The following is a 15,144-nucleotide window of genomic DNA, read 5'->3' as shown; positions in this document are numbered from 1 at the left end:
GATCGGCAACACCTCGACCACAGGTCGAGAACACGGGGCTCGTATCGGGATGCGCGTTCATCGGGCGGTAGACCACCCAGCGACGAACACCGGAGAAAACCTGATGTCTGCTCCGACAGCATCCTCATTCACCGCCACCGTGCTCGGCTCCGCACGCATCGGACCGAACCGCGAACTGAAGAAGGCCACCGAAGCCTACTGGGCCGGGCGCCTCGACCGCAGTGGCCTGGAATCGGTTGCCGCACAACTGCGCGCCGACACGTGGTCACGTCAACACACAGCCGGGCTGGACTCGATCCCGGTCGGAACGTTCTCGTTCTACGACCACGTCCTCGACACAGCAGTCATGCTCGGGGCGTTGCCTGCCCGGGCCGCAGATATCGCCGACGACCTCGACCGCTATTTCGCCGCAGCACGCGGCACCGACGATATCGCCCCACTCGAGATGACCAAGTGGTTCGACACCAACTACCACTACCTCGTCCCCGAGATCGGACCCGACACCGTCTTCGAACTCGATGCCACAAAGATTCTGGGTGAGATCGTGGAGGCACGCGAGCTCAGTGTGCCCGCTCGCCCCGTCGTCCTGGGTCCACTGACCTTCCTGCTGCTGTCGAAGCCCGTCGACGGGCAAGGACCGCTGCTCGGCCGCGTCGACGAGCTCGTTCCCCTCTATCTGGACCTGTTGGCGCAGCTCGCCGACACCGGGGTCGACTGGGTGCAGCTCGACGAACCGGTGTTGGTCCGCGATCTCGACGCACCTGCCCTCGATGCGATCGGACGGGTATACAACGCGCTGTCTCAGTCACAGAAGCGGCCGGCGATCCTCGTCGCGTCGTACTTCGGCAGCCTCGGGCCTGCGCTCGAGCGACTCGCACACACCGGAGTCGAAGGCCTCGCCGTCGACCTGGTAGCCGGTACCACCACCGGAATCGCAGGCCTGCCCGAGCTCGCCGACAAGCTCATCGTCGCCGGTGTCGTCGACGGCCGGAACGTATGGCGCACCGACCTCGAACAGGCATTGGCGACGCTGGCCACACTGCTCGGTTCCGCAGCCGACGTGGCGGTGTCGTCGTCGTGCTCACTACTGCACGTGCCGTACACGATCGATGCAGAACCGGATCTCGACGAGTCGCTGCGCACGTGGTTGGCCTTCGGCGACGAGAAGGTCTCGGAGATAGTCACTCTCGCTACCGCTCTGCGTACGGGGCGCGACGCCGTCACCGACGAACTCGCCGCTGCCCGTACCGCCGCGCAGGTACGAGCGTCGGATCCGCGTCTACGCAACGATCGGGTGCGCGGTGTCCTCGCCTCGATCTCCACCGATCGCACCCGCACCCCCGCCGATCGACGGCGCGAGATCCAGCGTCGCCATCTCGATCTACCACTGCTGCCGACGACCACGATCGGCTCGTACCCGCAGACGACCCGCATCCGGGTGGCCCGTGCCGCGCTGCGCAACGGCGAGATCGACCACGGCGAGTACGTGCGACAGATGCGCGACGAGATCGCCGAAGTGGTTGCGCTGCAGGAGGAACTGGGACTCGATGTCCTGGTGCACGGCGAACCCGAGCGCAACGACATGGTGCAGTACTTCGCCGAGCAGCTCGACGGATTCTTCGCCACTGCCAACGGCTGGGTGCAGTCCTACGGCACGCGCTGTGTGCGGCCGCCGATCCTCTACGGCGACGTCGCCCGCCGCGGCCCGATGACCGTCGACTGGATCACCTACGCCCAGTCCCTCACCGACAAGCCGGTCAAGGGCATGCTCACCGGCCCGGTGACGATCCTGGCGTGGTCGTTCGTCCGCGACGATCAGCCGCTCGCCGAGACCGCCGACCAGATCGCGCTCGCGATCCGCGACGAGACGGTGGACCTGCAGGCCGCCGGGGTGCGCATCATCCAGGTCGATGAGCCTGCACTTCGTGAACTCCTGCCGCTGCGCGCGTCGGAACAGCCCGAGTATCTGAAGTGGGCGGTCGGTGCGTTCCGGTTGGCGACGTCCGGTGTCGCCGACTCCACGCAGATCCACACCCACCTGTGCTATTCGGAGTTCGGAGAGGTGATCGAGGCGATCGCCGAACTCGACGCCGATGTCACGTCCATCGAAGCGGCCCGCTCGCACATGGAGGTCCTCGACGATCTCGACGCCGTCGGCTTCGACCTCGGCGTGGGCCCCGGCGTGTACGACATCCATTCGCCGCGCGTCCCGAGCGAGGACGAGATCACAGCACTGTTGCGCAAGGCTCTGCAGGCAGTGCCCGCCGAGCGACTGTGGGTCAACCCGGACTGCGGGCTCAAGACCCGCGGTACGACGGAGGTCACGGCCTCACTGGCAAATCTCGTCACCGCTGCCGCCACCGTGCGTGCCGAGCTGAACCGATAACTACCGCACTACGAAGAAGGTCGTCGACAATGTCCACCCATATTCGCACCACCCATGCGGGAAGTCTCCCGCGCACCACGGCCCTCGTCGAAGCCAACCGAGCACGACGAGAAGCGGCAGACGGCTTCCGCCTCGATACCTCCGAGGAGTTCGCACAGTTGCTCGGCGACGAGGTGACCGCGCTGGTTCGGCGCCAGGTCGACCTCGGCATCTGCACTCCCGGCGACGGCGAGTACGGCAAGGCCATGTCCTCGACGGTCGATTACGGTGCCTGGTGGTCGTACTCGTTCCAGCGCCTGTCCGGTCTCCAGTTGACCGACGGAGGACCGTTCGGCAGTACACCGATCCGGTCGACACCCGGCAACGTGCGTCTGACCACCTTCCCCGACCGGCGCGACGGGACGCTGTTCGCTGAGGCCTACGGCGATCCCGACAGCGGGGTGTCGATCGGGAAGGAGGCACCCCTCTTCCCTACTGCGACCGGACCGGTCACCTATATCGGCCACGACGCCATCGCGTCGGACATCGCGAATCTGAAGTCCGCGCTGGCGGCCGCAGGGGTCGAGAACGGTTTCATGACTTCCTTGTCACCGGGTAGCGCCTCGCGGATCGGCAACGAGCACTACGCAACCGAGGAAGAATTCATCTGGGCATGCGCGGATGCCATGCGCGAGGAGTACAAAGCGATCATCGACGCCGGTCTGATCCTGCAGATCGACGACCCGTCCATCGCCGAGAACTGGGACCAGATCAACCCCGAGCCGACGGTCGAGGACTACCTGGCTTTCACCCGCATCCGGGTGGAAGCCCTGAACTACGCCCTGCGGGGTCTGCCCCAGGACCGGATCCGCTTCCATCTGTGCTGGGGCAGTTGGCACGGCCCGCACACCACCGATCTCGAGTTCAAGTACCTCGTCGAAACCATGCTCGACATCGACGCCGGGTCGTACTCGTTCGAGGCCGCCAACGTCCGTCACGAACACGAGTGGCGGGTGTGGGAGGACGTGAAGCTTCCCGACGGGAAGCAGATCGTGCCCGGCGTCATCAGCCACGCGACGAACGTCGTCGAACATCCCGAACTCGTGGCCGACCGCATCGAACGTTTCGCGAATCTCGCAAGACCCGGCGTCGGTCCCGGAACCGCGCAACCGGGCGTCCTCCACCCATCGACACCGGATGAGGCACCATGTCCGAATGGCATCCCGCCGAAGAACCCTCGTCGTCGTATCCGCCGTGCTCGTGGTGCTGGTCGTCGTCGCCGTCGCGATCTTCCAGCTTTCGAACTCCCGCACCTTCCAGCTGTTCGGGGCACTCGTCCATAGGGTGGAGACACCCGAGAAGGTGGTCTCGCTGACCCTCGACGACGGCCCGAGCGTCCTCACCCCGCAGGTCCTGCAGACCCTCGAGGACGCCGACGTCCCCGCCACCTTCTACGTCACCGGCTCGGAACTCGAACAACGACCGGAGCTGGGCCGGGCCATCGTCGAGGCCGGGCACGAACTCGGTAATCACACCGCGACGCACCGCAGGATGATGCTCGTCGGCAGCGGCACGGTGGCCGAGGAGATCGAGCGCACCGACGCCGCGATCCGCGAGACCGGGTTCGACGGGGAGATCACCTTCCGCCCGCCCTACGGCAAGAAGCTCGTCGCGCTCCCCCGCTATCTCGACCAGCACGACCGGACCACCGTGATGTGGGACGTCGAACCGGATTCCGATGCGTCCGACACCGAGACGATCGTGCAGACCGCACTCGACGAGACCCGTCCCGGCTCGATCATCCTGCTGCACGTCATGTACCCCTCCCGGACAGCGTCGCTGGAGGCGATTCCCGGGATCGTCGACGGCCTGCGCGCCGAGGGCTACCGGTTCGTGACGGTGTCGGAATTGCTCGACATGCAGGCCTCGTGAACTCCGGGGCGCGAAATGGTCATCGATGCGCGCTGTTACGCGCTCCGATGACCATTTCGCGCTCTGATTCTCAGGTGAACGGGACTCCGCCGGTGACGGCGATGGTCTCCCCGGTGATGTAGCTCGACTCCTGGGAGGCGAGGAAGACGTAGGCCGGGGCGAGTTCGGCGGGCTGGCCGGGGTAGGCGATCTCCGGTTGCTCCTCGAGCGACGGAACGGGGTGCTGCTCTCCCGGGTGCTGCATGCGGTACTGGTCCTGGTCCGGCATTCTCGCCCTCCCTCGATCGGGTTCGTAAGGGGCGATACCCGGTGCACCACGGCGCCACACCGGCACCGCTCCGGACGCATGTGTCGGAGCATAATCGCAGGTGGACGACATGAGCGAGGTCACATCGGTGTGCGGCGCATAATGGCCACCCATGTGTCGGAACGGAGAGGTCGAGGCATGAGCGCGGACGGTACGAGCGCGGACCTGTCGGCCTATCGGAACGACTTCGCCCGGATCGAGAAGAAGGTCGCCGGGGAGTTCGACGCCGGTCGCCGCGGACGGGTCCTGGCGATCTGCGTCGTCGTCCTGACGGTGTGCATGGTGCTTCCGCAGACGTCGTCGGCGTGGTCGTGGACGGTCTTCGGTAGTTGGTTCGGCGACACCGCACCCGTGGCGGTGCCGCTGCGGATCTTCGCGGCCCTGGCCCTCGTGTTCGGGGTGGTGATCTCGACGCTGGCGTTGTGGCTGCGACGATGGAAGCTGGCGTCGCTCGCGATGCTCGGCTCGGGGCTGTCGTCGTTCTTCGGGCTGTTGGCGTACTGGTCGCAGGCGGGAATGATCACGAACGCTCCGCATCACCCGACCGTGGCGTTGGTCGCCGAATGGCTGGTGATGATCGTGATGACCTCGCAGTGGTTGCCGATCGTGCTGAGCCGGTCGCCGACGGACGTCCCGCCCCGGCCGCATCCGCTGCGGACCGGTCGCCGGTAGGTCAGCGCTCGACGAGCGAGCCCATCTTCTTCGCCAGGAACTCGATGCTGCGACGCGGCATGAGCCTGGCGAGCAGGTCGAGCATCGTCGCGTCCTTGCCGATGCACACCCGGAAGGTGCCCTTCTCGATCGCGTCGACGATCCTGCGGGCTGCCTCGGCGGACGAGGTGATCTTGACGGAGGCGTCAGTGCTGCGTCCCGGGATGGCGGCACCGGAGTTCTCGGCGATGCCGGTGCGGACGGCGCCTGGGAACACCAGCGTCACCGCGACCTTCGTCATGCGCAGTTCGGCGTACAGACCTTCGGTGAGCAGTTTGACCGCCGCCTTGCTCGCGCCGTAGACGGACTGGCCCGGCACCGGCACGAAGGCACCCATGCTCGACACGTTGAGCAGGCTCGCTTCGGGACGGCTCAGCAGCTCGGGGAGGAACGCTTTGCACATGTGCACGACGCCCCAGTAGTTGACGTCGAGCACCTTGTTCATCTCGTCGTACGGCAGGTCCGCGAATGGGACGAACTTCTGGATGATGCCGGCGACGTTGGCGACCCCGTCGACCTGCCCGTGTGCTGCGGTCACCTCCACCACCAGGGCTTCGACCGCGCCGCGATCGGAGACGTCGACCGTGTGGGTGGTCAGACGGTCGTCGTACGCGACCGCCAGGGCACGGGTGCCGTCGAGAGCCTCGGCGCGGAGGTCGACCGCCGCGACCCGCGCCCCACGCACGAGGAGTTCGAGGACGACGTCGCGTCCGATCCCGTTGCCTCCACCGGTGACGACGAAAACCCTGTCACGGATCTGCATGCTGCCTCCTCGTGTCGTTGGGTCCAGTCAATCCGGTCCGGCGGCCCGACGCCACCCGAAGTGTGCGCGTGCACGTCTGCGGGTATCCGCCCGGACACGAGTCGGCCCAGCGTACGGAGGTAGAAGTGACGACGTCGAAGAAGAAGGACGACGAGGTGCGCAAGGACCCGCCGGGTCCGGTCGATCACGGTCGCAACGGCGGCATGGCGACCCGGGAGAACGCCCCCGAGGTGGTCGAGCGTTCGGACGACGACGAGAAGTGACCCGATCCGGACGATGTGAACGGCCACGAGGCCACCGATCGGGCCGATAGATTTGAGTGCATGCAGTTCGCCGGACCTGCCGAACAGTACAACCGCTTCATGGGCCGCTACGCAGCGACGCTCGCGCCCGCCCTGGCGGACGCGAGCGGGGTGAGGGGCGGACATCGGGTCTGCGACGTGGGCTGCGGACCGGGTGGGCTCACCCGTGAACTGGTCGGCCGGGTCGGCGCAGCGAACGTCGCGGCGATCGACCCGGCTCCCCAGTTCGCAGCGGCGTGCCGGCAGATAGCACCGGAGATCGACGTCCGCATCGGGGTGGCCGAGAATCTGCCGTGGCCGGACGGAACGTTCGACGTCACCCTGGCGTCGCTGGTCCTCGGATTCATGAACGATCCCGAACTGGGCGTGCGCGAGATGGTGCGGGTGACCCGCCCGGGCGGCACCGTCGCCGCATGCATGTGGGACACCACGGCCGGCGGGATGACGATGCTCCGCATCTTCTGGGCCGCGGTGGGAACGGTCGAGCCCGGGTCTCCGGGTGAGACGAGGTTGGCCGGTACCACCGAGGGCGACATCGCCGAGCGGTTCCGCCGTGCCGGTCTGGACGACGTGATCGGTGGTGCCCTGTCCGCACGCGTGGACTACGCCGATTTCTCCGACTTCTGGGAGCCCTTCACGTTCGGCGTAGGACCGGCCGGGCGGCACCTGGTGTCGATGCCCGAAAGGCACCGCGCTGCAGTACGTGACGCCTGTCGTGATGCTCTTCCGTCGGGACCGTTCTCGCTCGACGCCCGCGCCTGGTACGCGCGGGGAACGGTTCCGGGCGACCCGAACTCATCCTCGTCGGAGTAGATAGGTGTCCATCACCCAGCCTCGGACCCCCTTGGCCCGGGCACGAGCCTCCCGGATCGCCGGGAGCACCTCGGCGAGCGGGCCGGCGACGAGTTCTTCGTCGTCGGTCCCCAGATTCGCACCCCACCAGATGTTCCAGGCCCCGTCGAGGTCCGCGCAGGCGAGGCCGCCGTCGAGCATCACCACGATGTTCGACGCACCCGCTGCGACGTCCTGCACCAGCCTGCGACCGGTCGTGACGGTGATCGGCCCGCCGATGGTGTTGAGCACGAGACGATGCCGGGCCGCCAGCAGTTGCACACTGCTGACCCCGGGAACGACGTCATAATCGAACCGCACGTTCCCTCGCCCGAGGATGCGGTCGACGACACGAATCGTGCTGTCGTACAGGCTCGGGTCTCCCCATACGAGGAATCCGACGGTTTCGTCGTCCCGAACCTGTTCGAGCAGAACGGATTCGTAGGCTGCGGCGCGGGCGGCGTGCCAGTCGCGCACCTCGTCGCCGTACCGGTCCGGATTCCGGTCGCGGGGCGGGTCGGCCACCACGATCACCCGATGCGCACCGGAGGTGTGGCGGCGCAGGATGCCCTCGCGCACCTCGACGAGATCGTCCACGCCCCGGTTCTTGTCGGCCACCAGGAAGACGTCGACGCTTTCGAGGGCGCGCACCGCCGCCACCGTGAGATCGTCCGGTCCTCCGGGTCCGATACCGATGAGCCGAACTCTCAAGCGCGGTCCTCGAGATCACCTTCGACGTCGAGATAGGCCTGCTGCAGGCTGTTCACCGTCTCGGGGTCCGGTTCGGCCCACAGCCCTCGATCGGCTGCCTCGGTGAGTCGTTCGATGATGCCGCGCAACGCCCACGGATTCGCTTCGCGGAGGAACTCCTGGTTCTCCGGGTCGAGTGCATAGTTCTGTGCGAGCGATTCGTACATCCAGTCCTCGACCACACCGGCGGTGGCGTCGTAACCGAACAGGTAGTCGACGGTGGCGGCGAGTTCGAACGCGCCCTTGTAGCCGTGCCGGCGCATCGCGCCGATCCACCTCGGGTTGACGACCCGCGCCCGGAAGACCCGCGCGGTCTCCTCCGCCAGTGAGCGTGTCCGCACCGCGTCGGGTGTGGTGGAGTCGCCGATGTACGCCTTCGGGTCGGTGCCCGTCAGTGCCCGCACCGTCGCGACCATGCCGCCGTGGTACTGGAAGTAATCGTCCGAGTCGGCGATGTCGTGTTCACGGGTATCGGTGTTCTTGGCCGCCACCGCGATCCGGCGGTAGTTCGTGCGCATGTCGTCGGCGGCCGCAACTCCGTGCACACCGCGCCCGTAGGCGAATCCGCCCCACGCCGTGTAGACCTCGGCGAGATCGGCGTCGGTGCGCCAGTTGCCGGAGTCGATGAGCTGCAGGATGCCCGCACCGTACGAGCCGGGCTTCGACCCGAAGATGCGGCGCACCGCACGATCGGCGTCGCCGTGCTCGGCTTCGTCGCGCCGGGCATGCGCTCGCACATAGTTCTGTTCGTCGGGTTCGTCGAGGGCGGCGACCATGCGGATCGCGTCGTCGAGCATGCCGATGACGTGCGGGAACGCATCGCGGAAGAAACCGGAGATACGGACGGTCACGTCGATGCGCGGCCGGTCGAGTTCCTCGAGCGGAATCACGGTCAGTTCACGGACCCGGCGCGACTCGGCGTCCCATTCGGGACGCACTCCGATCAGTGCGAGCACCTCGGCGATGTCGTCGCCGGCGGTGCGCATCGCCGAGGTCCCCCACACCGACAGGCCCACCGACTGCGGGTACTCCCCCGTATCGGCGAGATACCGCTCGATCAGGTTGTTCGCGAGTGCGACGCCGGTGTCGTACGCGAGCCGGCTCGGCACGGCCTTCGGGTCGACGGTGTAGAAGTTGCGGCCCGTCGGCAGCACGTTGACCAGGCCACGGAGCGGCGAGCCGGACGGTCCGGCAGGGACGTACCCGCCGTCGAGCGCGTGGAGCACGGCGTCGAGCTCGGCAGTCGTGCCCGCGAGCCGGGGAACCACTTCGTCGGCAGCGAAGGTGAGCACCCGCGCGACCTCGGAATCGATATGGCCGAGAACGGATTCGACAACGCGCGCGGCCGACCCGGTGTTCCAGTCGTCGTCCTCCATGGCCTGCACGAGCGCCCGTGCGATGTTCTCGATTCCGTCGACCTCGGTCAGCGGGGCGTCGGGCTTCAGTCCCAGCGCGGTGCGCAATCCAGGGACGGCGTTACTCTTGCCACCCCATATCTGGGCGGCACGCAGGATCGACAGCACCAGATTCACCCGTGCCTCCCCGACCGGTGCGGCACCGAGAACGTGCAGGCCGTCGCGGATCTGCGCGTCCTTGACCTCGCACAACCATCCATCGACGTGCAGCAGGAAGTCGTCGAACTCGGCGTCGTGCGGGCGGTCGTCGAGCCCGAGATCGTGATCGAGTTTCGCCGCCTGGATCAACGTCCAGATCTGCGCGCGGATCGCGGGCAGTTTCGCCGGGTCCATCGCGGCGATGTTGGAGTACTCGTCGAGCAGTTGCTCCAAACGAGCGATGTCGCCGTACGATTCGGCGCGCGCCATCGGCGGGATCAGGTGATCGACGATGATCGCATGGGCACGGCGCTTGGCCTGCGCACCTTCACCCGGATCGTTGACGAGGAACGGATAGATCAGCGGCAGATTGCCGATGGCCGCGTCGGTCGCGCACGCCGCGGACAGGCCCGCGTTCTTTCCGGGCAGCCATTCCATCGAACCGTGTTTGCCCAGGTGAACCACGGCATCGGCACCGAAGCCGTGTTCGATCCACTTGTACGCGGCGAGGTAATGGTGCGACGGCGCCATGTCGGGATCGTGGTAGATTGCCACCGGATTCTCGCCGAATCCCCGGGGCGGCTGGATCATCAGCACCACGTTGCCGGCCTGCAGGGTCGCCAGCACGATCGCCTTGTCGCCACCGCTGCCGTCGACGAACAGCGACCCGGGCGCCGGGCCCCACGCCTCGCTCATCGCGTCGGTGAGCTCGGCAGGCAGGTCCTTCGTCCATGCCAGATAGTCGGATGTGCTCACCCGCACCGGGTTTCCGGCGACCTGATCGGCGGTGAGCCACTCCTCGTCCTGACCGCCCGCATCGATCAGGGCGTGGATGAGGGTGTTACCGGCTTCGGTGTCGTCCTCGACGTCCATGCCGGGAAATCCGTCGCCGAGGTCGTATCCGGCATCGCGTAGAGCGCGCAGCATGTGGATCGCCGACACCGGGGTGTCGAGACCGACGGCGTTGCCGACCCGGGAATGTTTGGTCGGGTAGGCGGACAGCATGATGGCTATCCGGCGCTGCGGCGGCGGTACGTGTCGCAGTCGTGCGTGCGCCACCGCGATACCGGCGACGCGACGGCACCGTTCCGGGTCGGTGACGTAGCGGGGCAGTCCGTCGGCGTCGAGTTCCTTGAACGAGAACGGCACCGTGATGATGCGGCCGTCGAACTCGGGGACCGCGATCTGCGTGGCCGAATCCAGCGGCGACACACCGTCGTCCGACTCCGCCCAATCCTCGCGACTCCAGGTCAGGCACAGGGCCTGCAGGATCGGGATGTCGAGCGCAGCGAGCGCCCCGACGTCCCACGCCTCGTCCTCACCTCCCGCGCTCACGGTGGCGGGCTTGGTTCCGCCGGCCGCGAGCACCGTCACGACGAGCGCATCCAGGGTGCCGAGTTCGGCGAGCAGATCCTCGGACGCTCCCCGCAACGAGGCGCAGTGGATCACGACGCCGCGGGCCCTGCCGGTCGCGTCGATCGCGTCGGCGAGATCGTGCGCGAACTGCACGTTTCCGCTGGTGTGGTGGGCCCGGTAGAACAGCACACCGACGAGTGGCAGCCGGTCGTCGGCCGGCCCCTCGGGCCGGTCGAGCACACCCCACTCGGGCAATTCGACGGGCGGATCGAAGCCTTCACCGCCGAGCAGCACGGTGTCGGTGAGGAAGGCATGGAGCTGCGCGAGGTTGGCGGGACCGCCGTACGCGAGATAGCGGTGAGCCTCGGCGGCGATGCCGATCGGCACCGTCGAATGCCCCATGAGCTCGGCGTCCGGGGTCTGTTCACCACCGAGAACGACGACCGGGACGCCGGTCGCGAGCACGGTGTCGAGCCCGTCGCGCCAACTGCGCGCGGACCCCAGGATCCGCACGACGACCAGGTCCGATCCGCTGAGCAGACCGGGCAGTTCGGTGGACACGTCGAGGCGGGACGGGTTACCCAGCGCCCACTCGACATCGCTCGACCGAGCCGACAGCAGGTCGGTGTCGGACGTCGACAACAAAGTCAGGCGCGTCACGACGCAACCCGAAAACACAGGCGTACAGCCATGTTCAGTCTCCAAAACCCTCGTGGACCTCACGTGCCGTGGCCGGTCTCCTGGCTGACGGGTCGTCGCTGCTCCACCGACCTTCCCGGATGAGATCCAGTGGCCTCCACACCGGCGGACCGGTACGGACGAGGGCGAGCAACTATCCGCTCACAGTGGCGAGGGCCGCGCCGGTTTCCCACCGGCTTCCCGAGCACCACGGCAAACCGAGAGTAGCGCACCCGGCCGGAAAGGTGTGCAACCATGTGCGTCCGTGGATGCTCTGCCACCCCCTCTCCCTCCCGATCGGTGCCCCGGAATCCTTCGCCCGCATGTCGCGGCGGACGGCGCGCTGGTGCGGCTCCGCGTGCCCGGAGGGCAGGTACCCGACGGGGCGCTCCGAGCACTGTCGAACGCATCGACCGCCTACGCCGACGGCGACGTCCACCTGACGTCGCGAGGGAACCTGCAGCTCAGAGGTATCGACCTCGACGAGTGCGGTGCCGTCCCCGCGGGACTGGCCGACGCCGTCACGGCGGCCGGGCTGCTGCCCTCGGCGAGCCACGAACGGGTGCGGAACATCGTCGCGTCGCCGCTGTCGGGACTCGTGGGTGGACTCACCGACGTCCGGCCTCTCGTCCGCGATCTCGACGCCGGACTGTGCGCCGATCCGGTCCTCGCCGATCTGCCCGGCCGGTTCCTGTTCGGCCTCGACGACGGTCGCGGCGACGTCGCGACGCTGCGGTGCGACCTCACCGCTGTCGCACTCGACGACGGGACCGCACGCATCGTCGTGGGTGGACTCGACGGGCCGACGGTGCGGCTCACCCAGGTTCCCGAGATGCTCCTGCGCCAGGCCCGCCGGTTCGTCGAGATTCGCGAGTCGGTGTGGCACGTGCGTCAACTCCCGCGTGCGGGAGCGGAACTCGGTGGCACCGATCCCGCTCCGCGGCCACCGGCCTTCACGATGCCGTACGGCATGCTCGGCGATGCGGTGTCGGTGCTGGTCCCCCTGGGAATCCTCACCCCCGCCATGGTTGCTGCACTGCCCGATCGAGGTGTGGTCGTCACGCCCTGGCGCGGCCTGATACTCCCGTCCGGGTCGGATCTCGTCGCGCTTCGCGAGACCGGCTTCGAGACGGCCCCGGATTCGGCGTGGCAGCGGGTGACAGCGTGCACGGGAGCGCCCGGGTGTAGCCTCGCCGAAGGTGACACCCGAGCGCTGGCTCGCCGGATCGTCGCCGGAAATACCACCGATCCCCGAATTCACGTCGCCGGATGCGAGCGCGTCTGCGGCGCACCACACTCGCCTCACCGCGTCGTTCTTGCCAGGAGCACCCCGTGACCCTTCGACCTCCCCCGCGTCGGTACGACTACGTCACCGACGGTGCCGAGATCTACGTCCGGTCGTTCGCGACGATCCGCGCCGAATCGGATCTGACCGCGATCCCCGCGACGGCGGAGAAGATCGCAGTCCGGATGATCCACGCGAGCGGACAGACCGATCTGGCACGGGATCTCGTGATCCATCCCGATCTTGTTCCGGCCGCACGCGCTGCGCTCAACGCGGGCGCTCCGATCCTCACCGACGCGAACATGGTGGCCTCCGGGGTCACCCGTACGCGCCTGCCTGCCGACAACGACGTGATGTGTCTGCTCGCCGATCCGCGTGTCCCCGAACTCGCCGAGCGCTGGGGCACGACCCGCTCCGCTGCGGCGGTGTCCCTGTGGGCCGACCGCCTCGAGGGTGCAGTCGTCGCGATCGGTAATGCCCCGACGGCCTTGTTCCATCTCCTCGAGATGCTCGACGCCGGCGCCCCCCGGCCGGCCGCGATCGTCGGGGTGCCCGTCGGGTTCATCGGCGCCGCCGAATCCAAGGAAGCGCTGCTCGACCATCGGCTGCAGATACCCCATCTGGTGGTGCGGGGCCGCCGCGGCGGGTCGGCGATGGCGTCGTCCGCGATCAACGCACTTGCCCAGGAGAAGGAATGAGTGACACGGTGTCCGGCAGGTTCTACGGCGTGGGACTCGGTCCCGGCGATCCCGAACTCATCACACGCAAGGCCGCGCGGCTGATCGCCGAGGCCGACGTCCTCGCCTACTACTCCGGCACGCACGGCCGATCCATCGCCCGGTCGATCGCCGCCGACCTGATCCCGGACGGCGTGATCGAGGAACTGCTGGTGTACCCGGTGACGACGGGCACCACCGAGCACCCGGGTGGTTACGACGGTGCGATCGCCGATTTCTATGACGAGTCCGCCGCCCGGTTGGCCGTCCACCTCGACGCGGGACGCACCGTCGTCGTGCTCTGCGAGGGCGACCCTCTGTTCTACGGCTCGTACATGTACCTACACGATCGGCTCGCTCCGCGATACCCGACGGAAGTGGTGCCGGGCGTGACCTCGGTGTCCGCCGCCTCTGCCGCGGCCGCCGAGCCGATGGTGCGCCGCACCGACGTCCTCACCATCCTGCCCGGCACAGTGCCCGCCCCGGAGCTCGCACGACGGCTCGCCGACACCGACGGTGCGGCGATCATGAAGCTGGGCAGGACGTTTCCCGCTGTGCGCGAGGCTCTCGCCCAGTCCGGTCGCCTCGACGACGCCGTCTATGTCGAACGCGCGTCGATGGATCGGCAACGCATCCTGCCGGTCGCCGAGGTCGACGCCGACGCGGTGCCGTACTTCTCGGTGATCCTCACCGCCGGTGACCGCTCCCCGAGGAATCAGGCGGTCGCCGACCGCTCGCGGCCGTCCGTCGCGGTCGAGGCGACACATCCGGACGCGAACGAACTGCTCGTCGTCGGGTTGGGACCGGCGGACGAGAAGTGGCTGACACCCGAAGCGGCGGACGCGCTCACACAGGTCGATCACGTCGTCGGCTACGGACCGTACGTCGACCGTGTTCCGGTTCGCACCGGGCTGCACCGGCATTCGAGTGGCAACACCGTGGAGGTGGACCGCGCGCGATTCGCGCTCGATCTCGCCCTGTCCGGCGAGAAGGTCGCCGTGGTCTCCGGTGGTGACGCCGGAGTGTTCGGCATGGCGTCGGCGGTGTTCGAGGCCGCGCAGGACGAGAAGTACGCGTCCGTACCCATTCGCGTCCTGCCGGGCGTCTCCGCGGTGCAGGCCGTGGCAGCGCGGGCCGGCGCCCCGATCGGTGGTGACTTCGCGGTGATTAGCCTGTCGGATCGACTCAAGCCGTGGGACGTGATCGAGAAGCGGCTGGCAGCGGTGTCCGAGGCCGATCTCGTCCTGGGCATCTACAACCCGGCGTCGCGGTCTCGGACGACGCAGGTCGCGGACGCGAAAACGGTACTGTTGAAGCATCGTCCGGCCGACACCGTCGTCGTGATCGGGCGCGATGTGGGACGGTCCGGCGAGTCGCTCGAGGTCACGACGCTCGAGAAGCTCGATCCGGCGAGCATCGACATGAAGTGCCTGCTCATCGTCGGCGCTGCGGGGACCTTCGTGATGCCTTCGGGTGCGGTGTGGACGAAACGGTCGGTCGACGGTCGCCATTCGGGATCCTCGACAACCGTTTGACTGCGGTGTTCACCCGCCGGTTGTCAACAGGTTCGCGCGGTGAACCGGGGTTCGCCACTG

12 protein-coding genes, 1 pseudogene and 1 riboswitch are annotated in these 15,144 nt (G+C 67.8%); of the genes and pseudogenes, 9 read left to right on the top strand and 4 right to left on the bottom strand.

Translation table 11 applies throughout. The features are described 5' to 3' along the window. The first annotated feature begins 103 nt into the window (after positions 1-103). From metE to BLV31_RS07410, 3 genes are read left to right on the top strand one after another with little or no spacing between them, the layout of a single operon-like run. Positions 104-2,386 (top strand): 5-methyltetrahydropteroyltriglutamate--homocysteine S-methyltransferase, encoded by a 2,283-nt coding sequence (metE, locus tag BLV31_RS07420; protein WP_064061254.1) that lies wholly within the window; start codon positions 104-106, stop codon positions 2,384-2,386. A 29-nt stretch (positions 2,387-2,415) separates the two neighbouring features. After that, complete coding sequence (locus BLV31_RS07415; protein ID WP_248846265.1) at positions 2,416-3,708, top strand: cobalamin-independent methionine synthase II family protein; 1,293 nt, start codon at positions 2,416-2,418, stop codon at positions 3,706-3,708. Then, positions 3,620-4,297 (top strand): polysaccharide deacetylase family protein, encoded by a 678-nt coding sequence (locus BLV31_RS07410; protein WP_006552959.1) that lies wholly within the window; start codon positions 3,620-3,622, stop codon positions 4,295-4,297. Before BLV31_RS07415 ends, BLV31_RS07410 begins: the two co-directional genes overlap by 89 nt. Before the next feature lie 70 nt (positions 4,298-4,367). Here BLV31_RS07410 and BLV31_RS25800 read toward each other — a convergent pair. Further along, positions 4,368-4,478 (bottom strand): annotated as a pseudogene (locus BLV31_RS25800) (SDR family oxidoreductase); the annotation flags it as partial. A gap of 264 nt (positions 4,479-4,742) precedes the next feature. Between BLV31_RS25800 and BLV31_RS07400 the strand changes: the two are divergent. Then, positions 4,743-5,276: an Rv2732c family membrane protein gene (locus tag BLV31_RS07400; RefSeq protein ID WP_006552961.1), complete on the top strand. Its 534-nt coding sequence runs from the start codon at positions 4,743-4,745 to the stop codon at positions 5,274-5,276. Position 5,277: 1 nt separating this feature from the next. Here BLV31_RS07400 and BLV31_RS07395 read toward each other — a convergent pair whose 3' ends face one another. After that, positions 5,278-6,078, bottom strand: a complete 801-nt coding sequence (locus BLV31_RS07395; RefSeq protein WP_064061255.1) for an SDR family NAD(P)-dependent oxidoreductase — start codon at positions 6,076-6,078, stop codon at positions 5,278-5,280. Positions 6,079-6,203: 125 nt separating this feature from the next. Between BLV31_RS07395 and BLV31_RS24970 the strand changes: the two genes are divergently transcribed. After that, the gene (locus BLV31_RS24970; protein ID WP_016691526.1) at positions 6,204-6,341 is read left to right on the top strand and encodes a hypothetical protein; all 138 of its coding nucleotides are present in this window, start codon (positions 6,204-6,206) and stop codon (positions 6,339-6,341) included. Between the two features lie 60 nt (positions 6,342-6,401). Then, the gene (locus BLV31_RS07390; RefSeq protein ID WP_064061256.1) at positions 6,402-7,193 is read left to right on the top strand and encodes a class I SAM-dependent methyltransferase; all 792 of its coding nucleotides are present in this window, start codon (positions 6,402-6,404) and stop codon (positions 7,191-7,193) included. On the opposite strand, the gene cobF is transcribed toward BLV31_RS07390, so the two are convergent. After that, complete coding sequence (cobF, locus tag BLV31_RS07385; RefSeq protein ID WP_064061257.1) at positions 7,176-7,922, bottom strand: precorrin-6A synthase (deacetylating); 747 nt, start codon at positions 7,920-7,922, stop codon at positions 7,176-7,178. The two genes, BLV31_RS07390 and cobF, sit on opposite strands and share 18 nt — an antisense overlap. Then, on the bottom strand, positions 7,919-11,530 hold the full coding sequence (cobN, locus tag BLV31_RS07380) for a cobaltochelatase subunit CobN (RefSeq protein ID WP_064061286.1): 3,612 nt from the start codon (positions 11,528-11,530) through the stop codon (positions 7,919-7,921). The genes cobF and cobN overlap by 4 nt, the downstream gene beginning before the upstream one ends. Before the next feature lie 53 nt (positions 11,531-11,583). After that, positions 11,584-11,776: riboswitch (cobalamin riboswitch) on the bottom strand. Positions 11,777-11,795: 19 nt separating this feature from the next. Here cobN and BLV31_RS07375 point away from each other — a divergent pair. Genes BLV31_RS07375 through BLV31_RS07365 form a run of 3 tightly spaced genes read left to right on the top strand, consistent with a single transcriptional unit; the run spans position 11,796 to position 15,084 of the window. After that, positions 11,796-12,884, top strand: a complete 1,089-nt coding sequence (locus BLV31_RS07375) for a ferredoxin-like domain-containing protein (RefSeq protein ID WP_081263466.1) — start codon at positions 11,796-11,798, stop codon at positions 12,882-12,884. Then, positions 12,881-13,531, top strand: a complete 651-nt coding sequence (locus BLV31_RS07370) for a precorrin-8X methylmutase (RefSeq protein WP_064061259.1) — start codon at positions 12,881-12,883, stop codon at positions 13,529-13,531. The genes BLV31_RS07375 and BLV31_RS07370 overlap by 4 nt, the downstream gene beginning before the upstream one ends. Further along, positions 13,528-15,084: a precorrin-2 C(20)-methyltransferase gene (locus BLV31_RS07365; protein WP_064061260.1), complete on the top strand. Its 1,557-nt coding sequence runs from the start codon at positions 13,528-13,530 to the stop codon at positions 15,082-15,084. The genes BLV31_RS07370 and BLV31_RS07365 overlap by 4 nt, the downstream gene beginning before the upstream one ends. Positions 15,085-15,144: the final 60 nt, after the last annotated feature.

Source organism: Rhodococcus pyridinivorans (assembly GCF_900105195.1).
Taxonomy (GTDB): domain Bacteria; phylum Actinomycetota; class Actinomycetes; order Mycobacteriales; family Mycobacteriaceae; genus Rhodococcus; species Rhodococcus pyridinivorans.
This window is presented reverse-complemented; position numbering and strand designations above follow the sequence as displayed.